Source organism: Haloferula sargassicola (genome assembly GCF_040362925.1).
Taxonomy (GTDB): Bacteria; Verrucomicrobiota; Verrucomicrobiia; order Verrucomicrobiales; family Akkermansiaceae; genus Haloferula; species Haloferula sargassicola.
Genome location: NZ_BAABRI010000011.1, coordinates 67,463 through 86,379, shown reverse-complemented (window position 1 = coordinate 86,379; position 18,917 = coordinate 67,463). Strand labels below are relative to the sequence as shown.

18 protein-coding genes are annotated in these 18,917 nt (G+C 67.1%); 9 read left to right on the top strand and 9 right to left on the bottom strand.

The window, feature by feature from the left end:
* Position 1: 1 nt before the first annotated feature.
* On the bottom strand, positions 2-1,138 hold the full coding sequence (gene eboE, locus ABXH26_RS11015) for a metabolite traffic protein EboE (RefSeq protein WP_353567121.1): 1,137 nt from the start codon (positions 1,136-1,138) through the stop codon (positions 2-4).
* A 71-nt stretch (positions 1,139-1,209) separates the two neighbouring features.
* On the opposite strand from eboE, the gene ABXH26_RS11010 reads away from it, so the two are divergent.
* The gene (locus ABXH26_RS11010) at positions 1,210-2,052 is read left to right on the top strand and encodes a rhomboid family intramembrane serine protease (RefSeq protein WP_353567120.1); all 843 of its coding nucleotides are present in this window, start codon (positions 1,210-1,212) and stop codon (positions 2,050-2,052) included.
* Here the strand turns inward: ABXH26_RS11010 and ABXH26_RS11005 are convergent.
* The 3 genes from ABXH26_RS11005 to dnaX form a co-directional block, all read right to left on the bottom strand.
* Entirely contained in the window at positions 2,024-2,305 is a 282-nt protein-coding gene (locus ABXH26_RS11005) for a hypothetical protein (protein WP_353567119.1), read from the bottom strand. The genes ABXH26_RS11010 and ABXH26_RS11005 overlap by 29 nt on opposite strands.
* Before the next feature lie 70 nt (positions 2,306-2,375).
* Complete coding sequence (locus ABXH26_RS11000) at positions 2,376-2,681, bottom strand: YbaB/EbfC family nucleoid-associated protein (RefSeq protein WP_353567118.1); 306 nt, start codon at positions 2,679-2,681, stop codon at positions 2,376-2,378.
* Positions 2,682-2,706: 25 nt separating this feature from the next.
* On the bottom strand, positions 2,707-4,200 hold the full coding sequence (dnaX, locus tag ABXH26_RS10995) for a DNA polymerase III subunit gamma/tau (RefSeq protein WP_353567117.1): 1,494 nt from the start codon (positions 4,198-4,200) through the stop codon (positions 2,707-2,709).
* 194 nt (positions 4,201-4,394) lie between these two features.
* On the opposite strand from dnaX, the gene ABXH26_RS10990 reads away from it, so the two are divergent.
* Positions 4,395-5,828 carry a glycoside hydrolase family 75 protein gene (locus ABXH26_RS10990; protein ID WP_353567116.1) on the top strand — a complete coding sequence of 478 codons (1,434 nt, stop codon included), beginning with the start codon at positions 4,395-4,397 and terminating at the stop codon, positions 5,826-5,828.
* Positions 5,829-6,230: 402 nt separating this feature from the next.
* On the opposite strand, the gene ABXH26_RS10985 is transcribed toward ABXH26_RS10990, so the two are convergent.
* Both ABXH26_RS10985 and ABXH26_RS10980 read right to left on the bottom strand, forming a co-directional pair.
* Positions 6,231-7,940 (bottom strand): transglycosylase domain-containing protein, encoded by a 1,710-nt coding sequence (locus ABXH26_RS10985; RefSeq protein WP_353567115.1) that lies wholly within the window; start codon positions 7,938-7,940, stop codon positions 6,231-6,233.
* Between the two features lie 38 nt (positions 7,941-7,978).
* A complete protein-coding gene (locus ABXH26_RS10980; protein ID WP_353567114.1) occupies positions 7,979-10,348 on the bottom strand; it encodes a transglycosylase domain-containing protein in 2,370 nt (789 codons plus the stop codon).
* Between the two features lie 72 nt (positions 10,349-10,420).
* On the opposite strand from ABXH26_RS10980, the gene ABXH26_RS10975 reads away from it, so the two are divergent.
* Both ABXH26_RS10975 and ABXH26_RS10970 read left to right on the top strand, forming a co-directional pair.
* Positions 10,421-11,434 carry a S1C family serine protease gene (locus tag ABXH26_RS10975; protein ID WP_353567113.1) on the top strand — a complete coding sequence of 338 codons (1,014 nt, stop codon included), beginning with the start codon at positions 10,421-10,423 and terminating at the stop codon, positions 11,432-11,434.
* Between the two features lie 35 nt (positions 11,435-11,469).
* Positions 11,470-12,633, top strand: coding sequence for a PDZ domain-containing protein (locus ABXH26_RS10970; RefSeq protein ID WP_353567112.1), 1,164 nt, complete (start codon positions 11,470-11,472; stop codon positions 12,631-12,633).
* 3 nt (positions 12,634-12,636) lie between these two features.
* On the opposite strand, the gene hemQ is transcribed toward ABXH26_RS10970, so the two are convergent.
* Positions 12,637-13,470 (bottom strand): hydrogen peroxide-dependent heme synthase, encoded by an 834-nt coding sequence (gene hemQ, locus ABXH26_RS10965; protein ID WP_353567111.1) that lies wholly within the window; start codon positions 13,468-13,470, stop codon positions 12,637-12,639.
* Between the two features lie 21 nt (positions 13,471-13,491).
* Positions 13,492-14,553, bottom strand: a complete 1,062-nt coding sequence (locus ABXH26_RS10960; RefSeq protein WP_353567110.1) for a hypothetical protein — start codon at positions 14,551-14,553, stop codon at positions 13,492-13,494.
* 132 nt (positions 14,554-14,685) lie between these two features.
* Between ABXH26_RS10960 and ABXH26_RS10955 the strand changes: the two genes are divergently transcribed.
* Genes ABXH26_RS10955 through ABXH26_RS10935 form a run of 5 tightly spaced genes read left to right on the top strand, consistent with a single transcriptional unit; the run spans position 14,686 to position 17,038 of the window.
* On the top strand, positions 14,686-14,919 hold the full coding sequence (locus ABXH26_RS10955) for a ferredoxin (RefSeq protein ID WP_353567109.1): 234 nt from the start codon (positions 14,686-14,688) through the stop codon (positions 14,917-14,919).
* A gap of 22 nt (positions 14,920-14,941) precedes the next feature.
* Positions 14,942-15,295, top strand: coding sequence for a DciA family protein (locus ABXH26_RS10950; RefSeq protein WP_353567108.1), 354 nt, complete (start codon positions 14,942-14,944; stop codon positions 15,293-15,295).
* Positions 15,295-16,332 (top strand): NUDIX domain-containing protein, encoded by a 1,038-nt coding sequence (locus ABXH26_RS10945; RefSeq protein ID WP_353567107.1) that lies wholly within the window; start codon positions 15,295-15,297, stop codon positions 16,330-16,332. Before ABXH26_RS10950 ends, ABXH26_RS10945 begins: the two co-directional genes overlap by 1 nt.
* Entirely contained in the window at positions 16,329-16,685 is a 357-nt protein-coding gene (locus ABXH26_RS10940; protein WP_353567106.1) for a dihydroneopterin aldolase, read from the top strand. The genes ABXH26_RS10945 and ABXH26_RS10940 overlap by 4 nt, the downstream gene beginning before the upstream one ends.
* Positions 16,682-17,038, top strand: coding sequence for an arsenate reductase family protein (locus ABXH26_RS10935; RefSeq protein WP_353567105.1), 357 nt, complete (start codon positions 16,682-16,684; stop codon positions 17,036-17,038). Before ABXH26_RS10940 ends, ABXH26_RS10935 begins: the two co-directional genes overlap by 4 nt.
* A gap of 622 nt (positions 17,039-17,660) precedes the next feature.
* Here the strand turns inward: ABXH26_RS10935 and ABXH26_RS10925 are convergent.
* Complete coding sequence (locus ABXH26_RS10925; protein ID WP_353567104.1) at positions 17,661-18,866, bottom strand: baeRF3 domain-containing protein; 1,206 nt, start codon at positions 18,864-18,866, stop codon at positions 17,661-17,663.
* Positions 18,867-18,917: the final 51 nt, after the last annotated feature.

Genomic DNA, 18,917 nt, shown 5'->3' with positions numbered 1-18,917 from the left:
ATCAGGCGTGCTGCATGACCCAGCGATACTCGGCGGCGATCTGGTCTTGGACTTCTCGATGAAGTTCGGCGGGCAGGACGCCCCAGGTGTAGGTCTCGATTTCGAAATGCGAGCAGGCACCCGGATGCTCGCGGCACCAGGCCAGCGTGTCGGCGGCGTGCTGGCGGGTCGAGCGCAGCGGCTCGGCGGGCTGCGCATCGAGCGGGATGTGGAAATGGACGCGCCACTGCTCGGCGTCGGAGCCGTGCTCCTTGGCGGCGAGGCCGTCGGGCAGGTCGGTGTGGCGGGAAAGCCGGCCGTCCGGGTGACGCTCGATGACCTGGTGCAGGTAGGTCGGCTCGTCGAAGCGCCGGATGGCGTCCAGCGCTCCGGGCGTCCGGGGGTCGAGCGCGACGGCGGCGGAGAGGTGGATTTTCGAAATCCGCAGCCCTTCCGCGGTCAGTGCGCCGAGCGAACTACGAGGGTCCTCGTACTGGAGCGCGAAATGGCAGGAGTCGTAGTTGATGCCGATCCGCCGCTTGACCTGCTCGTGGTCGTGGGCCTCGTCGAGCAGGCGGTCGAAGAAGCGCAGCGTTTCCTCGGTGTTCTCGAAATGGCCCTGCGGCTCGGGCTCGAGCCCGAGGTGGAGGTCGCGACCGGAGACCTCGGCCAGGGCGTCGATGAAGCCGGCGAGCTCGATCAGGTTCGAGCGGATCAGCTCCTCATCGGCCGCGAAGGCCTTGAACGAGCCGGGCAGGGAGGAAACGGAGCCGCCGGACTCGGGCGGGGCGAGTTCGGACAGGATGGTCAGCAGTTCCTTGGTGTATTCCACGCGGGCGGGGTCGGTCCAATCGGGGCGGTAGACGTTTTCCTTCACCCGCGTGCCGTGGAAGTCGCCGTATGGGAATCCATTGATGGTGAACACGTAGCAGCGCTCCTTTTCCAGCCAGTCGCGGAAGCGGGCGAGCTGGTCGCCGGCCAGCAGCTCGCGGGCGGCGCGGGCGGACAGGCGCAGGCCGATGGCGAACGGTCCCGCGGCGGGCGCGACGAGATCGCGGACGGCGAGGGTGTGCCGGGCGAGCACGGCGTGGGTCGCCTCCCAGCTCTCGGCCGGGTGGATGTTGGTGCAGTAGGCGAGGTGGCCGTGGGGAAAGCGCATGGCGGGGATTCCAGCGGATCTTCGGGAAATGGGAAATTTGATAATCGCGCATTCCGGTTCAAGGTCGCGGAGTGGACGACGAATGGACCGAAGTCGGCGAATGGTCGTCGGTCGATGAGGCCGACGAGCACGCGCTCGTCGCGCTGGCGATGCGCACCGACTGCCGGGTGATGCCGAAGGACGACGCGTTCACGCTGGAGGTGGCGCCGGAGCGGGCCGAGCCGGTGCGCGGGGAAATCGAGCTCTACGCCGGCGAGCAGGAGCGTCGGCCGGTGCCGGAGGAAATCATCCGCCCCGCCGGCTGGGGTCTGGCCCTGTCGTGGGCGCTGGCGCTCGGGGTGGTGCACGTGTTTCGCGAGACCCACCCGGAGATCGTCCGGCGCGGTGCCAACGATGCGGTGAAGGTCTGGCAGGACGGCGAATGGTGGCGGGCCTTCACGGCGCTGTTTCTGCACGGCGATGGCGGCCATCTGCTCGGCAACCTGCTGATCGGCGGAGCCTTCTGCGTGATGGTCGGAACGGTGCTCGGGGCCTGGCGCGGCTGGGCGCTCATCCTGTTGAGCGGGTTTTTGGGAAACCTGGCCACGGGCTGGTTGCACCTTCATTTCGACGGTCCCTTCCGTTCGATCGGCGCCTCGACGGCGACCTTTGGCGCGCTGGGCCTGATCGTCGGCGCGGGGCTGGCGCGGGCGTGGCGGCAGCGGCGCTACGGCGCGTTGAAACCGCTCGCGGTGCCGCTGGCCGTGGGGGCCACGCTGCTGGGCATGTTCGGTGCCGGTGGCGTGGAGACCGATGTGGTCGGCCACCTGTGCGGCTGGATGTGCGGCATTTTCCTCGGCCTGGGCGCCGCGCTGGCGGGCGCCGGTCGCGGGGTGGTGAGGCAGGTCACCGGCCCGCTGGCGGCGCCGCAATGATCGGCTTGGCCTGGCCGGGATCGACCGTCGGCCGCAGGTCGCGATCCTCGGGCATGGCCGTGAGTTCCTTCGGCTCCAGCAGGCCCAGATCCTCGCCGGGCGAGGGCAGGGGATCCTCCTGGGCGATCGGCTCCGGCTGGGGTTCGACCTTGGTTTCCTGAGGCGGTGCCGGGGCCGGCTCTTCCTCCACCACGGCGTCCTTGGCCGCGCAGGCGGCGAGGACGAGGGGCAGGAAAAGAGCGGCGGCTTTCATGGGAACGGGCGCGGAACTTGGACCATCCACGGCGGGATGGGAAGACGGAAAACCGGCCGAAACCCGCGTTTCAGAGACCCGGAATACCGAGCCCGCCAGTCAGTTTTTTCATCTCGGCAGCGGTCGCTTCCTTGCCCTTGGCGATCGCTTCCTGGACACCCTTGAGGACCAGATCCTGGAGGAATTCCACGTCATCGGGATCGACCACGGCAGGATCGATTCTGATGGAGGTCACGTCGCCGCCGCCGGTGGCGGTGACGGTGACCTTGTCGCCGCCGACGGAGGCGGTGAATTCCATGGCGGCGAGTTCTTCCTGCTTGGCGAGCATGCCGGCCTGCATGGCCTGGGCCTGCTTCATCATTTTCTGGAGGTTCATGGTGGAAAAGATGGTAGATGGGAGATCAGCGCAATTTGGCTTCGAAGATTTCGAGGGCTTTTTGGATGAGAGGGTCCTTGTAAAACTCGTCCGCGGCGGGAGTGGCGGACTCGGCGGGGGTGGCCGGGGTTTCCTCCCACGGGGCCGTGTTGGCCTCGGGGACGGGGGCAGGCTCGGGCTCGGGCGGGGCCTCGGGGGCGCTGGCTTCGAGGGCGTCGAAGGAGGCATCGAGGTCGTCGAAACTACGGACCGCTACGGGTGCCGTTTTTTTTTCCGCGGGGGGCTCCGGTTCGGGGGCTGGCGCGGGTTCCGGTGCGGAATCGGGCGGCGCCGGGGCCTGTCGGTCCGGCGGGGAAACGGGCGCGGGCGGAGCCGCAGGCATCTGGTCGGCGACGCCGGCGAGCACCTTGATGAGGTCGTTGATGCGGACTTCGCCGAGGGTTTGGACGGCCTTGATCAGGCCGAGCTCGAAATGCATGCGCTTGTTGGTCGCCCAGCGCATGCGGCCTTCGGTTTCGGCGAAGCCGTCGATGACGGCCAGCAGGCGGTCGGGCGGGTGGGCCGAGGCGGTCTGGACGAGAGCCTGCCAGAGTTCCTCCGGGATGCCCTCGCCGCTGGCGGTGGGATCGATGCGGGCCACGAGGATGGCGCGCAGGCCGCCGATGAGCTCGCCGAGCAGCTGGGAGAGCTCGCGCCCGGCATCCGCCTCGCGCTGGACGATGCCCAGGGCGCGTGCGCTGTCCTTTTCAAGCAGCGCGGTCGCCAGCGCGGCGACGGTTTCCCGCGAGGTGAAGCCGAAGACGTCGAGCACGTTGGCCTCCGTGATCGTCTCGCCGCAGAAGGCGACCAACTGGTCGAGCATCGACTGCGCGTCGCGCATGCCGCCATCGGCACCCTTGGCGATGGCCCAGGCGGCGGTTTCCTCGAGCTTCACGCCCTCGTTCGACGCGATGTAGAGGAGGTGCTTGGAAATGATCTCCGCGGGGATCGGGCGGAGGTCGAAGCGCTGGCAGCGGGACAGGATGGTGGCGAGGATCTTGTGGGGTTCGGTGGTGGCGAAGATGAACTTCACGTGCTCCGGCGGTTCCTCGAGCGTCTTCAACAAGGCGTTGAAGGCCGAGTTGGTCAGCATGTGGACCTCGTCGATGTAGTAGATCTTGAACTGGCCGCTGGAGGGCGCGTAGCGGACGGTCTCGCGGAGCTGGCGGACTTCCTCGACGCCGTTGTTCGACGCGCCGTCGATTTCCAGCACGTCGAGCGAGCGGCCTTCGGCGATTTCCTGGCAGATGGTGTCGTCCGGGTTGAAGTCGGCCTTGGGTCCGCCGGGACAGTTGAGGGCCTTGGCGAGGATGCGGGCGGTGGTGGTCTTGCCCGTGCCGCGGGGGCCGACGAACAGGTAGGCGTGGGCCAGGCGGTTTTGGGCGATGGCGTTTTTCAACGTCCGCACGACGTGATCCTGGCCGAGGATGTCGTCGAAGGTGCGGGGCCGGTATTTCCGGGCGAAGACCTGATAGCTCACGCGGCGACTCTAGGAAGGGATTGGGAGATTGGGAAATTGGATAATTGAGGGAAATGCCGGATCGATCGCGCTGGCCGGGCCGAGCGGGGGTGATAGGGTGCCGGGGCATGACGGAAAGGGATCCGAATCAGATCGATGGCGTGGGACCCGGTGAACCCCGGAGCCGGAAACGGCGGGGATTTCCGTGGATCCGGATGTCGATCTTCGTGCTGGCCGTGGCCGCCGCGGCGCTGCCTTTCACCGAGCAGGGAAAAGCCCTGCTGGGAGCGGTGAAGCGCAGGATTTCCGGCGATTTCGAGCCCCGCAACGCCGACGAGGCCGATCTTTACCGCCAGGCCGAGGCGCGGCTGCGCGAGCAGTATGAAGCCGACCTCGAGGCGCTCAAAAAGCAGGCCAAGGACGCTCAGGCGGCGGCCGAAAAGGCTTCGCGGGAGCCGGACCCGGCCCTGCCGCCGGTCAACGAGCACACCGCCCAGAGTGGCGGCGATGTGCGCAAGCTGCGCTCGGAGATCACGCTCAAGACCGAAGTCGAGGTGCGGCCCGGAACGCTGGCCTCGATCGAGCGCAAGAACGACGACGCCTACGTGGCCACCTACAAGCTGAGCGTCCGCGTGCCCGAGCCCTCCAAGACGCTGGTCGATCTGGAAAAGGTCAGCCCGGGCCTCGGCCGGATGCTGCCGGGGGTGGCGGCGATGTTGCCCAAGGCCGAGGTTTCCCGCTGGTTCTACAAACTTTACGAAAACAAGACCACGCGGCTGCGGCGCGATGCCACCCAGCTCAACGCGCTGCTCACGCGGCACAACTTCTACGACTGCGAGACGATCCTGAACCTCAAGGACCCGAACACGGGCCGGCGGCTCTTTCTGATGCAGGCGGAAATGGACGTGGTGGCCGATGGCTCGGACGGCGACCGGCTGGCGAAGATGCCGGATGAAATCGTCAACTCGACCCACTACCAGCCTTTCACCAGCTATGGCTGGAAAAAGCAGACCCGCACGCCGAACCCGATGGTGGCCGGCTGGGAGGCGCGCATTGGCAATGCCCGCCGCGAGCTGGCGGAGCCGGGGACCACCGCCGATCGCAAGGCGTGGCTGCGGGACCGCATCGAGAACTACCTGAAGCCCGGCATCGCCGACATGAAATACCGGAGCTTCCTGATCGCGGAGTATGATCCCTTCATCGTGATCCCGGTGAACCTGCTGACCTCCAGAGGGGATCCCTACGCGCCGAAGGTGGGCGACTACGCCGTGGTGGCGCATGAGGGTGTGCTGTATCCGGCGATCGTCGGTGATGGCGGCCCGACCTTCAAGGTGGGCGAGGCCTCGCTGCGGATGGCCAAGCAGATCAACCCGCGCTCGTCGCCGTATTCGCGGCCGGTGAGCGACTTGACGGTGACCTATCTCGTGTTCCCCGGCAGCAGCGACAAGGAACGCCGCCCGCCGGACTACGATCGGTGGCGCACCCGCTGCGGCGAGCTGATTGGGGAAATCGGCGGCCTGGGCCAGGGGACGCAGCTTTTCCAATGGGAGGACACGCTGCCGAAGCCCGCGCCGCCCGCGCCGCCGGCTCCCTTGCCCGAGGCCGAGGTGAGCGGGACGCCATCGCCGCCGCCGACCAGCGGCCAGTGACAAAGGGCCGCGGGGGGCATTGACGCGCGGGGCGGCGGGCATCGACCGCCGGGCGGGAGGGAAGAGGTCGCGAGATCAACGAGTCGCTTCGAGGTCCTGAAAGCGGTCAGCCGGGGAACCGGAGCCGACAGGATCGGGGAGCCTACCGGCCGCCGATGGGTGGAGGCCGCCAGTGAGCTGGGCCTGACTGACCTCGAAGCTTCTCCACCCTGTGCCTCACCCCCGCCACCCCGCCCGGCGGTCGATGCCCGCCGCCCCCATGGGCGACAGGAGCGGCGTGCCTTCGGCCGCCGATGGGTGGAGGCCGCCAGTGAGCCGAGCCTGACTGACCTCGAAGCTTCTCCACCCTGTGCCTCACCCCCGCCATCCCGCCCGGCGGTCGATGCCCGCCGCCCCGTTCACTCACTCGCCAAGCCGCTGGCCAAGGGAATCGAGAACCTTCCGCAGCCGGCCGTCCTCGCAGATCTTCGTGGGCTCGTCGAAGCCGAGCCAGATCGAGGTCGAGCCGCCGGGACCGACGCGTAGCAGCCAGGCATCGCGCTCGGAGCCGGTCTGGCCTTCGAAGCAGCGGCTCATCCCGACCTCGTCGAACAGCTCCAGGGCCTCGTTCGCCGCAGCGGTGGTGATGGCCTGCGAGAGGTCGGGCTTGCGCTGAAAGAGCGTCTCGCCGGCGGCATTGGTGATCCGGGAAATCAGGTAGGGCGTGGGCCGTTTGCCGTCGTTCGACAGCGTGGCCAGCGCGACGGCGGCCTCCATCGGGGTGCAGGCGGCGCTGCCGCGGAACAGGTCCTCGGTCTCGAGGAAAGGCCCGCCGAGGCCGCAGCGTTGGGAAATGCGGGCCGCCTCGCGGGGGCCGATCTGGCGGCCGGTGAGCATGATGTTTCCCGGCAGCACGCGCTTTCCGCGTTCCGCGGCGGCGGCGGCAACCCACGGCGTGAAAGCACTTCCTAGATCGCGCCGGGCGCCGGTGGTGCGGTCGTAGCGGGAGTCCAGAAAATCCCGGCCGCCCACGAGCGCCAGCACGGCACCGGTGCGGCTTTCCAGGGTGACCGCCGCGCACTGGAGGTAGGCCGGCGTTTCCCCGGGCGTGAACTCGCGGTGGACCGGATGGTCCCACCCCGCGCCTTGTTCGGCTTCGAGCAGGGTGTTCGAGAGATCCGTTTCCAGCTTCAACTGCCAGCCGGTGGCCAGCGTCGTGTGAACGACGAGCCCATCGAGCCGGATGTCCGAAGCCTCCAAAATGTCGCCCAGTTCGTGGCGCACGGCCTGCACGGCATACGACCGCTCGGCGGAACGCTGGTCTTCCGGGACGATGTCGATCGGCATCGCCTGAATGGCCTCCTTTTCCTGCGGCGTGATGCGGCCCATGGCGATCATGCGGTCGAGCACCTCGCTTTGCTGGTCGCGCGCGCCTTCGAGGTTGCGGGCCGGCGAGAAGATGTGCGGGCCGCGGATGATGCCGACCAGCATCGCGCACTCGCCCTTGTGGAGCTTCGAGACCGGCTTGCCGAAGTACGTCCGCGCGGCCTCGTCGATGCCGTGACAGCCGGAGCCGAAGTAAATGCGGTTGAGATAGTGGGTGAGGATCTCGTCCTTCGAATAGCGGCCCTCGATGCGCAGGGTGAGCGCGATTTCCAGCAGCTTGCGGTGGATCGACTTGGCGCGGATGTCGAAGGTATTCCGCGCCAGCTGCATGGTCAGGGTGGAGGCGCCCTGGGTGAAGTCCCGGTCCTTGATGTTGCGGATCGTGGCGCGGGCGAGGCCGCGGAAATCCACGCCGCAGTGGTCGAAAAACCGGGCGTCCTCGCGGGCTTCGAGGCATTGCACGAGGAAATCGGGCAGGTCCTCCCGTTTCGCCAGGTGGCGGGAGGCCCCCCAGCTGACCTCGATCGGATGGTCGTCGCGATCCAGGATGGTCGTCCGCGCGGGCATGGCGGCGACCTCGTCGAGATCGAAACGCCCGGCGCGGGCGAAGTAGAACAGGGCCACGCACAGGCCCAGCACGGCCAGCCCGCCGCCGATCCAGAGGCTCAGCTTGAGCAGCGTCAGGGCCCAGCCGGGCAGCCACGCAAGCCAGCGTGGGGGGCGGGAAACGGGACGCCAGGTGGACATGGTTCGGGAAGCCCGGAGTCAGCCGGGGCCGGCGCTGCTTAGTCGACCGGCACCGCGCGGGGAATCTTTTCTTCTTCGACGGGCAGGGCCTTGGGCACGGCCTCACCCTCGACCGGGCGGGCCTTCGGCGCGGCTTCGAGCTCGGCCTCGCTGGGATCCACGACCTTGGCCTTGAGCACCTTGTCGAGCGATTCCGCGAGCACGTCGTCGTGCTCGTGGCAGAAGTCGCCCTCGGCCGGTAATTGGTCGGCGGGCAGGCTTTCGGTGTAGGCCGTACCGGCGACCTCGCAGCCCTGGGTGGCGCGCTTGCCGGAGGTGCGGCACACCCGCGCCTCGGTGAAGGGCTCGGTGGAGCTCAGACCGGTGGCCTTGTAGCCGAGGCGCTCGGCGGTTTTCATCACATCCACCCATACCGGCAGCGCCATGGTGGAGCCGTAGGCGCGGTCGAAAATGGTTTTCGGCTGGTCGAAGCCGACCCACACCGAGCAGGTCAGGCTGGAGGTGAAGCCGGTGAACCAGGCGTCCTTGTAGTCGTCGGTGGTGCCGGTTTTCCCCCCGCAGGGGCTGGTGAAGCCGAGCCGCTTGACCGCCGCGCCGGTGCCGCGGTCCATGACCTTGCCCAGGATGCGCGCGGTGGTGCTGGCGGCATCGCCCATCAGCGGCTGATAGGAGATGATGCGCTCCTGGTCGGGGTCCGGGTAAACCAGAGTGCCGTCGTGGCGGCGGATTTCAGAGATCAGCCGCGGCGGCCAGCGGCGGCCGCCATTGGGAAACACGGTGTAGGCCGAGGCCACTTCTTCCGGGGACGCCTCGAGCGTGCCGAGGAAGGACACCGGGCTCATCTGCATCGGCTGCTCGAAGCCGACCGCGTTCGCGATTTCCGCCACGTGGTCCATGCCGGCATAGTCACCCACGCGGACCGACATGGTGTTGCGCGAGCGGATCAGGCCGACCTCGACCGGCTGGTAGCCGAGGAAGCTGCCGTCGGAATTGTGCGGCGACCAGTTTTTCGCCCCGCGGACCTCGCCGCGGGCGAGCCGGTCGTCGGAAATCATGGCGTCCGGACGCAGGCCGTCCTCGAAGGCGGCGGCGTAGACGAAGGGCTTGAAGGTCGAGCCGATCTGGCGCTTGGCCTGGGTGGCGCGGTTGAACTTCGACTCGTCGGCATCGCGCCCGCCGATGGTGGCGACGATCGCCCCGGTCATGTTCTCGATCACCACGAGGCTGCCTTGGAGGTAGGCCGGATTCGGTCGCGGCTCGGGTTTTTCCTGCCACGCGGCGCGGGTCTCGTGCGGGTAGCCGGCGCGGCGCTCGAAGGTGCGCAGGTGGCGGTTGAGCGCCTCTTCGGCCTTGTTCTGGATGGCGAGGTCGATGGTGGTGGTGATCTGCAGACCGCCGAACTCGATGTGCTCCTCCTCCAGCACGCGTTCCAGTTCGCGGCGCACGGAATCCATGGCCCAGCTGTCGTGGAAAACCCGCCGCCACTCGGGCCGGATCGGGATTTCCTCCGCTTTGGCGGCCTCGGCTTCCTCCGGGGTGATGAATTTCGCGATCACCATGCGGTCGAGCGTGGTGTTTCGCTCGCGGATGGCGTCCGACAGGTCGCGGAAGGGCGAGAAGGCGTTCGGTCCGCGGACGATGCCGGCCAGCATGGCGGCCTCCGAGAGGTCGAGGTCCTTGGCCGACTTCTCGAAATAGGTGCGCGAGGCCTCCTCAATGCCGCGGATGGTGTGGCCCCAGAAAATCCGGTTCACGTAGTGCTGGAGGATCTCCTCCTTCGAGTAGTTGGCCTCGATGCGGTAGGAAACGGCGAGCTCGAGGAACTTCCGGTCCAGCTCCTGGAGGGGCGAGGAAAAGTCCAGCCAGCTGGCGTAGAGCGGGTAGGAATTCCGCGCCAGCTGCATGGTCAGGGTCGAGGCCCCCTGGGTCATGCCGCGGTCCTTCAGGTTGCGCAGCATCGCGCGCCCGAAGCCGATCCAATCGACTCCGTGGTGGGTGAAAAAGCGCTCATCCTCCCGCGCGACGATGGCGTAGATGAAGTCCAGCGAGATGTCCGAGTAGCCGATGATGTCGCGTTTTTCCCCGTGGATGCGGCCGATTTCCTCGCCGTGGCGGTCGAGCACGATGCTGCGCTCCGGCATCTCGGAGACCTTCGCCATGTCGTAGTTCCGCGCGCGGGCGTAGTAGAAAAGCACCATCGGAATGGCGGCGTAGAGGCCGAGCACGATCGGGTGGCCGATGGCCCGCAGGCCCCAGCGGACGGGCAGGGGGAGGCCGGCGGTGAGACGCTGGAGAAGGAAGAACGGCCAGAGGAGGACCAGCGTTCCCAAGCCATGGCGCTTGCGTTCCGGCTTGCGGCGACGGTTGGAGGACGCGGGCGTTTCTTCGTTCGATTTGCGTTTGGCCATGGGCTGGGGAATGTCTTCCGAAACAGAGCGCGATCGGGCGGGTTGCAGACGAAGCGCGGAAATTGCGTCGCTATGACGGTTGATAAAGCGATGAAGAAATCAGGAATTTTGTATGCCGGCGTCTTTTCGCTGCTGAGCTGCGCCTTATGGGGTGCCACGGAGCCCGTCAACTCGTTGCAAGACGTCCGGAATCTTGAGCAGAAAACCGAAGCCGTCGCCGCCAAAGTCCTGCCCTCGGTGGTGGCCTTGATTTCCGATGAAATCGGCGCGTCGGGGTCGGGGACGATCGTCAACGAGGACGGCCTGATCCTCACCGCGGCGCACGTGACGCAGGGCTCGGAAGTCGTGCGGGTGGTGTTCCCGAACGGCCGCGAGACCCGCGCCGAGGTGCTGGGGTCGAACTTTTCCAAGGACATCGGGATGGCGAAAATCACCGATCCAGGCCCGTGGCCGCACGTCGAGATCGGCGAGTCGAAGCCGCTCCAGGCCGGAGACTGGGTGATCGCGATGGGCCACAGCGAGGGCTACGATCCCAGCCGCCCGCCGCCGGTTCGGTTTGGCCGCGTGGTGTCGGATGGGCCGGGCAATTTCATGACCACCGACTGCACCCTGATCGGCGGCGATTCCGGCGGGCCGCTGTTCGACCTGGATGGCAAGCTGGTGGCGGTGAACTCGTCGATCGGTCAGGCTTGGTCCAACAACAACCACGCCGGAGTCGATGGTTTCCAGGAAGACTGGGACCGCCTACTGGCGGGTGAGGCGTGGGGCGAACTCCAGCTCGACCCGATGATCAACGAGGAGCGCCCGGTGCTCGGCATCGATATCGCCGGCCAGACCCGCGACGGCGCGGTGGTGGTCGGGGCGGTGACCGCCGCCGGCCCGGCCCAGAAGGCGGGGATCCGCGCAGGCGATGAGATCGTCAGTTTCGAAGGCACCCGGATCCGCGGCGGACGCGGGCTGGTGAACCTGATCATGAAGAAGGAAGGCGGCGACACGGTCAAAGTGGGCGTCCGCCGCGGGCGCGAGACCTTCGAGGTCGAGGCGACCCTGACCCGTTTGGACAAGATTCAAGATTATCAGCGATGAGAAGCAGCATTGGGTGGATGTGTATCCTGGCGGCCGTGGCGCCCCTCCGCGCCCAAGTGGAGGCGGAGGTGCCGCTGCAGCGGCCGGAGGAAAAGGAAGTGACCGACAATCAGTCGGCGGCCCTCTTCAATGCCGTGCGGCCGGTGGCTCTGGAGGCGTCCCGGTCGACGGTGTGGGTCTGGTCGGGCAAGCGGATGGTGGCCATGGGCACGGTGATCGGCGATGGCCGGCGGGTGCTGACGAAGTGGAGCCAGATCGGCTTCGCCCGCGGGCCGCTGCAGGTGGTGGCCGGCGATCAATCCCAGGCCAGGGCCGAGTTGGTCGGCGTGTACGAGGATGACGACCTCGCCGTGCTCGAGCTGGTGGATGCGGAAAAGCCGTTGACTCCGGTGATCTGGTCCGAGGAGCCCTCGCCACCGGTCGGAGCCTTCCTGGTCGCGGCCTCGCCGACCGACACGCCTCTGCGCATCGGCGTGGTGGCGGTGGGTGAGCGCAGCGTGCGCCTGTCCGACCAAGCGCTGTTCGGCGTCTACCTCGTGAAGTCCGACTCGGGCGAGGTGGTCATCGAGGAGCTGGAGAAGTCCGGCGGTGCCGACGAAGCCGGGCTGCGCCGGGGCGACGTCATCCTTTCCGTCGACGATCAGGAAATCAACGAGCCGTTCGAGCTCAAGAAGATCCTGACCGACATGGCACCGGGCGACTCGGTGAACGTGAAATACCGCCACCGCGGCAAGATCGAAGATGCCCGGGTGGTGCTCGGCGACCGTTCGAAGTATAAGAAGATCCCCGAGGGCCGCCTGAAGGCGATGCGGGCCATGGGTGGCGCGACGAGTGTGAGGGGCGATGATTTCCCGGTCGTGATCCAGAGCGACATGCAGCTCCATCCGCAGCAATGTGGCGGACCGGTGGTCGATTTGAGCGGCAAGGTGATGGGCGTTTCCATCTCCCGCACCGACCGCACGCGGAGTTACATCATCCCCGCCTCACGCATCGTCGATCTGCTCCAGCAGGACGGCGTGTCGCCCGAGCTTGCCCAGCTGCCGGGCCAGGGCGGGGACCCGGGCATGGCTGCCGGCACCCCCCGCCCGCGGGTGGTGCCGATCCCGCGCGGTGCGGCCAATGCGATGCGTTCCCACCTCGAGGAAATGGCGGAGTTCATGCGCCGCTTCGATCGCGAAATGGAGCCCTACGGCCGCTGAGCCTCAGAGGCAGAGGCGCTTGAAAAGCTCGGCCAGCGGCAGCTGCATGCCGATGTAGAAGTCTCCGAACTCGCCGTAGCGGGCGGAGACTTCGTCAAAGCGCATCTCGTAAACGATCTGTTTGATGTCGATGGTGTCCTTGGCCAGCAGGGTCACGCCCCACTCGTGCTCGTCGAGGCCGGTCGAGCCCGTGATGAGCTGGAGGATGCGGCCCGAGTAAGCGCGGCCGGTGCGGGCGTGGCCGCCCATCAGTTGCTTCCTTTTCTCGAAAGGCAGCGAATACCAGTTGTCCTCGCCGCTGCGGCGTTTGGACATCGGGTAAAAACAGATCGCCGGCCAGTCCGGCAGCACCGGATAAAGCCGGTGCTTCAGGTAGTGGGCCATCCTTTCCTCGAACTCCTTCATCGCCGCGGCGAACTCGGGGGAGTCGGGCTTCAGGCCCTTCTCGCCCTTCAGCGTTTCCTCGGCATACTGCTCGGAGGTGGTGGTGTACTCCGAACTCTCGGTCTGCGAAAGGTACGAGTAAACCGGCGTGAGGATGTCGGGTCCCAGGGAAAGGGTCAGCCGTTTCTCGAAGGCATTCGCCACCTGGAGGTCGGGCGTGAGCATCATGAAGCCGAGGTCGGCCTTGGGCGTGGCCACCGCGAAGATCAGCAGGTGGGTGTCCTCGGTGCTGCGGATTTCCTGCACCAGCTCGGTCAGCCGGGTCTTGGCCTGGCGCCGGTCTTCATCGTCGAGCAGCGCCCACTGCGAGTGCTCGACCTGATAGAAAAGGTGCATCACGTGCCAGCCTTCGCGGGGCACGAGCGTCGGAACGGAGGAGTTGGAATCGCTCATGGGATCAATGGATCGAAAGCCTCAGTCATGCTTCGGAAACAAGGGCGTGACCAGCAGCGACTTGAAGCTCTTGCCGGATGCGTTTTCCGAGGGACCTTCGAAAATCTCGGCCTGCCAGCGGTCCTCGCCGACCCGGTAGCCGTTGAAGTCGGCCACTTCGTGGAAGCCGTCGGTCGCGGCGAACTCGGCTGTGGCCGAGCCGGTTTTTTCAAACACGCCGTCACGAAAGGAGCGCGAGATCGCATCGCCCACAAAGTCGCCGTCGCTGTCGCGGAACAACACCCGCAGCGTGCCGGAGCCCTGCTCGTGGAGGGTCACCAGCACGACGGGAATGTAGGCCGCCTCGGCCGTGGCGGCGTCGACCTGGTCGCCCTCGCGGACGGGCTTCCGCCAGTAGGTGTCCACCTCGTCGATGCGGGCGTACTCGCCTTTCGCCGGCAGATCGGGGAAATCCGCGCCCAGCTCCGTGGTGCTGACATTGGCAAAGGATCCGATGATCCACCACAGGGCGATCGCGACCAGAACGACCGCGGTCGAGATGAGTCCGATCTTTTCGAGCTTCGGCGAGGGCGTGGGCGGTCCGTCCGATTTCGGCTCGGCTTTCGCGGCCGGCGCGGGTTTCTCGGGCTTGGGGAGTTCCTCTTGCGGTTTGTCCGGAACGACGGCTTCGCGGGACTCGGCCCCGGCGGGTTCAGCGGTTTTCCCCGCATCCTCGTCCTCATCATCCAGGGCAAGGTCGTCCTCGGCCGGGCGGAGCGGAAAATCCCGGCGTTGGCGCTTTTCGGCGGCCGGTTGGGCGGCTTGGGGCGGCGGGGATTCTTCGTCGTCTTCCGGCAGAGAGACGGCGGGCTCCGCTTCCGCCGCCGGTTGCGGCTCCTTTTCAGGCTCGGGCTCGGCTGTCTTCGGTGACTTCTGCGGAAATCCCCCGATGCCCTTGCGCGGTTGCACCTCGATCTCCGATTGGGGGGCTGCCCCGTCGTCGTCGAGGTTCCACAAGTCGTCCTCGAGGGTTTCACCAGCGAGGTCGGACAGCCGCGGACGATGGCGCCGCGGCGTGGGTTCTTGGTCGGGCTCTTCGGGCATGGGACGGGGCCGTGATAGGAATCGCCCGCTGACTTGGCCAGTGGAAACGGATCGGGCACAGCCACGGAAAAGGATTGCACGGGCGGACGGGTGGCGCGATTGGAGGGGGAGAGAACCCCGGACCCACACACCATGGCCGATCCCGAAGACAAGAACGAAGAAAACATCGCCGGCAAGTTCTACGTCGATACCCAGTGCATCGACTGCGACCTGTGCCGCGAGACCGCGCCGAACAATTTCACCCGTTCGGATGACGAGGGCTACTCGTACGTCTACAAGCAGCCGGAGAACGACGAGGAGGAAGCCCAGTGCCGCGAGGCCATGGAGGGCTGCCCGGTCGAGGCGATCGGCGACGACGGCGAATAAGGCCATGGCCAGGGGCGACCGGATGTCCCGGATCCGCCGCGCCATCCTCGCCGAATGGTGGGGGGGCGAGGAGCCGAAGCACCCGGACAGCGGCGTCCACCGGCCCGCGGAATACCTGGCGGCGATCCTGAAGTCCGCCGGCGCCGCCGAAGGCGTCGATGAAGAACGCCTGCGCGAACTGTGGCGCGAAATCGCCGGCGATCTCGTGGCCCGCCACACCTCGCCGGATTCGCTGAAAAACGGCTGCCTCACCCTGAAAGTCCTGCAGCCGGCGATGCGCTTCCAGCTCGAGCAGATGAAGGGCAAGCTGCTCGCCAACCTCCGCGACTCCCTCGGCGAGGGAAAAGTGAAGTCGATCCGTTTCTCCCTCGGCTGATGTTCCGCAACCTCATCTTCGACTGGTCCGGCACCCTGGTGGACGACCTCCCGCCGGTGCTCGACGCGACCAACCAGGTCCTCGGCGTCTATGGCATCCCGCCGCTCGACCGCGAGGAGTTCCGGCTGCGCTTCCGGCTGCCCTACCGCGAGTTCTACGCGGAGGTCCTGCCCGAGGTCCCGCTGGAGGAGCTGGAGGTCCACTTCCGGCGCGCCTTTTCCGGCTCCGCCGAAAAGGTGACCGTGCTTCCTTTCGCCCGCGAGAAACTCGAGTGGTGCCGGCAACGCGGGGTCCGCTGTTTCGTGCTGACCAGCATGGACTCGGACGCCTTCCACAGCCAGCTCGAGGAGTTCGGGCTCGGCTCGTATTTCGAGGCGACCTACTCGGGCGTGCTCGACAAGCGTGAGGTGATTCTGGAGCTGGTCGCGAAACACGGGCTGGTTCCGGCGGAGACGGCCTTCGTCGGCGACATGACCCACGACGTCGAGACGGCGCACCACGCGCAGCTCACGGCGGTGGCGGTGCTGACCGGCTACACCCACGCCGGCGCGCTGGCGCTCTCGCGGCCGCACCTGACGGTGCAGGATCTCGACGGCCTGCGGCGGTTGATGGAACGTCCCGGCGAGCGACAACGGCCGGTGGCGACGGTCGGCGCGCTGATCGAGGACGACGAAGGCCGCGTGCTGATGGTGAAGACCCACAAGTGGGGCCACCGCTGGGGCATCCCCGGCGGCAAGATCGAGCGCGGGGAAAGCTCCGCCGCGGCCCTGGTGCGCGAGGTCCGCGAGGAAACCGGTCTCGAGATCGACGACCCGGTCTTCGTGATGGTGCAGGACTGCATCGACTCGACCGAGTTCGAGCGGCCCGAGCACTTCCTGCTTTTGAACTACGTGGCCCGCCGTACTTCCGGCGAGGTGAAGCTCAACGACGAGGCCCAGGAATTCCGCTGGCTGACGCCGGAGGAGGCGCTGGAGCTGGATCTGAATCAACCGACCCGCACGTTGATCGAGGAAGTCCTCGGCGGTTCCGAGTCATGAGCGCGGCCTGGATCCATGTCCGGGGGCTGGAGGTTTCCACCCGCATCGGCGTGCCGGACGAGGAACGGGCGCAGCCGCAGGCGCTCAAGGTCGATCTCGACATGAAGCCGGCGGCTTCGTTTTCCGAGATGGCCGACGAGGTGGCGCGAACGATCGACTACCACGCGGTCTCGCTGGCGGTGGAAAAGCTGGCGGCGGCCGGCGAGCGGAAGCTGGTCGAGACGCTGGCCGACGAGATCGCGGATCTGGTACTCGGCGAGTTCGGCGCGGTGGTGGTGCGGGTGAAAATCCGCAAGTTCATCCTGCCGCAGACCGAGTGGGTCGGGGTGAGCGTCGAGAAGGAGAGATCATGAAAGTGTATGCCTACAAGAACTGCGGGACCTGCCGCAAGGCGCTCAAATGGCTCGACGAGCGCGGCATTTCGTATGACGAGATCGCGATCCGCGAGCAGCCGCCGGGCGTGGCGGAGCTGCGGGAGATGAAGGAATCGCTCGGCGACCTGAAGCGCCTTTTCAACACGGCGGGCGGCGATTACCGCGAGCTGAACATGAAGGAGCGCCTGCCGGAGATGAGCGAGGAGGAAGCGTTCGAGTTGCTTTCGAAGACCGGCAACCTGGTCAAGCGGCCGTTCGTGATCGGGGATGGCGTCGCGCTGACCGGCTTCAAGGAAGAGGAGTGGGAGCGGTTTTGGGGCGGCGGGCATTGACCGCCGGGCAGGGTGGCGGAAGCGGGGTTGGGGGGAGAGGCGGTTCGCGTTCCTTGCAGCCCGATTGTCCGCGGGAAGCGCCGGTCCGACCTCGAAGTATCTCGCGTGGGAAAAGCGCTCAACCACCCAGCCCGGCGGTCGATGCCCGCCGCCCCCCTGCGAGTTGCATCGCGTCTCTGGAAGCCGTTTTCCGAAAAGAGAGGCTCCCGGGGGCGGCGGGCATTGACCGCCGGGCAGGGCGAGGGAAGCAGGGTTGGAGGGAGAGGCGGTTCGAGTTCCTTGGCCGGAGATCTTGTGCTCGCCGAACCAGTAATAAGCGCCGCCATGGAAAATCACGCCGCCCCCGTGGGCGTTGATGGGGACGCCCTGATCGTCCGGCCACAGTTCGCCGGGCGTGAAATGGTCCGCTTTTTCCGCCAAGGCGGAGCCAGCCAGGAGCATGAGAAGAAGGACGCGGAAGCGCACGGAGGGGGAATCGTGGGACGGGACGGTGATCTTTCAGGAAACGGTTCTTTTTAGGGCGCGTCTGGAAGATCCGAGTCCCCGCCTTCGGAGCGGTGATCCACGCCTTGGAGGAAAACCGCTGACCAAGAACACCGGGCGGGGTGAGGTCCTCCCGTCCTCAGAACCGCAGCAGCGCCGCGGCGGGCCGCCCATCGGGCATGGCGTCCGCGGCGAGGAAATGGATGTCGCCCCCCTGGCTGGCCACCGTGCGCACGGCGCGACCCAGCAGTTCCTCATCGCCCGGCTCGGGCTGGGGATGGACCGTCGCGCCTTCGGCATCGACCACGCCGAAACGCCGCGCGCCGGTCTGCAGAAAGAGCGTGGAGACCCGCCCGTTGTCGGCGGCGCGCACGATTTCATCGATGCGGTCCAGCGCGCCGCCCTTGGCGAGGCCGGCGTGGAGAGACTCGAGATTCTTGGTCCGCTGGGCGGCGTCGCGCTCCGCCATCCAGTCGCGGATCATCGTGTCCAGGCGGCCGCGATCGAGGTGGCTGGCATTGAAACGGATATCGCCGGGACAGAGCTTCGGGTGATGGTTGAGCGAGCGATAGAGCCCGACCTCGTCGTCGGGGCCGAACAGCACCAGCGGCAGCTCGAGCTTTCCGATGGTAGCCCGGACGCCGTTCTCGACCTGCTCGAAAAAGCGCCGGGCGCGCTTGCGGCGGGTTTCGTCGCCGGTAATGCCGTGGCCGTGGAAAGCGGTGGTGGCACCGCCCTCACCCCCGAGGTTGGAGGAGGAAACCGTGCGCTGCTGGAGGCTTTTCTCCGGGTCGTCGGTGGCCATCGCCTCGGCGAGGCTGAGCGGCGTGTGCTGCAGCTCCATTTCCTCGACCCGCCAGCGGGTGGCGCGGAAAAGCCGGACTCGATCGAGGTCGAGCACCAGCACGTGGGCCTCGAAGCCCCCGATCAGGCGGGCCAGCGGGCGCAAGTACGGCGTTTCCCCGAGATGAACGTAGGCGTCCGGCCGGAAGGGCAGGCCGAAGCAGTCGATCCGGCCATCCTCTCGCAGGATCATCGCCAGGCCCTCCCGCTGGTGCTGCCAGAAGGCGTGCGTCGGCGCGTCGAGCGGAGCCAGCCCGCGCAGCGCGACGGCGAGCTTGCCCTGCTTCATGCCGAGTGCTTCCAACTGCTCGCGCAGGTCGCCGAGGGCGTTCTTGAAGGTGATCCGGTTCTTCCGCGTCTCGGCTCCCTTTTTCTCCATCGGCAGCAGCAGCGTGGCCACCTGACCGCCGCAGGGCGGCGCCGAGCTGAGCTGCTTGAAATGATCGGCATCGAGGGAATCGAGCGGGCGGAGGACGATGTCGGGCGTGGAAATGTCAGACATTTTCCATCCTAGCGCGGGTCCGGCCGGGGCGCAAAGAAGGAGTCCCGCGAC

Excerpts from the sequence above, each read along its gene's own strand:
- eboE (WP_353567121.1), bottom strand. The coding sequence starts at position 1,138 with ATGCGCTTTCCCCACGGCCACCTCGCCTACTGCACCAACATCCACCCG.
- ABXH26_RS11005 (WP_353567119.1), bottom strand. The coding sequence starts at position 2,305 with ATGAAAGCCGCCGCTCTTTTCCTGCCCCTCGTCCTCGCCGCCTGCGCG.
- ABXH26_RS11000 (WP_353567118.1), bottom strand. The coding sequence starts at position 2,681 with ATGAACCTCCAGAAAATGATGAAGCAGGCCCAGGCCATGCAGGCCGGC.
- ABXH26_RS10990 (WP_353567116.1), top strand. The coding sequence starts at position 4,395 with ATGTCGATCTTCGTGCTGGCCGTGGCCGCCGCGGCGCTGCCTTTCACC.
- ABXH26_RS10985 (WP_353567115.1), bottom strand. The coding sequence starts at position 7,940 with ATGTCCACCTGGCGTCCCGTTTCCCGCCCCCCACGCTGGCTTGCGTGG.
- ABXH26_RS10980 (WP_353567114.1), bottom strand. The coding sequence starts at position 10,348 with ATGGCCAAACGCAAATCGAACGAAGAAACGCCCGCGTCCTCCAACCGT.
- ABXH26_RS10975 (WP_353567113.1), top strand. The coding sequence starts at position 10,421 with ATGACGGTTGATAAAGCGATGAAGAAATCAGGAATTTTGTATGCCGGC.
- hemQ (WP_353567111.1), bottom strand. The coding sequence starts at position 13,470 with ATGAGCGATTCCAACTCCTCCGTTCCGACGCTCGTGCCCCGCGAAGGC.
- ABXH26_RS10960 (WP_353567110.1), bottom strand. The coding sequence starts at position 14,553 with ATGCCCGAAGAGCCCGACCAAGAACCCACGCCGCGGCGCCATCGTCCG.
- ABXH26_RS10955 (WP_353567109.1), top strand. The coding sequence starts at position 14,686 with ATGGCCGATCCCGAAGACAAGAACGAAGAAAACATCGCCGGCAAGTTC.
- ABXH26_RS10950 (WP_353567108.1), top strand. The coding sequence starts at position 14,942 with ATGTCCCGGATCCGCCGCGCCATCCTCGCCGAATGGTGGGGGGGCGAG.
- ABXH26_RS10945 (WP_353567107.1), top strand. The coding sequence starts at position 15,295 with ATGTTCCGCAACCTCATCTTCGACTGGTCCGGCACCCTGGTGGACGAC.
- ABXH26_RS10940 (WP_353567106.1), top strand. The coding sequence starts at position 16,329 with ATGAGCGCGGCCTGGATCCATGTCCGGGGGCTGGAGGTTTCCACCCGC.
- ABXH26_RS10935 (WP_353567105.1), top strand. The coding sequence starts at position 16,682 with ATGAAAGTGTATGCCTACAAGAACTGCGGGACCTGCCGCAAGGCGCTC.
- ABXH26_RS10925 (WP_353567104.1), bottom strand. The coding sequence starts at position 18,866 with ATGTCTGACATTTCCACGCCCGACATCGTCCTCCGCCCGCTCGATTCC.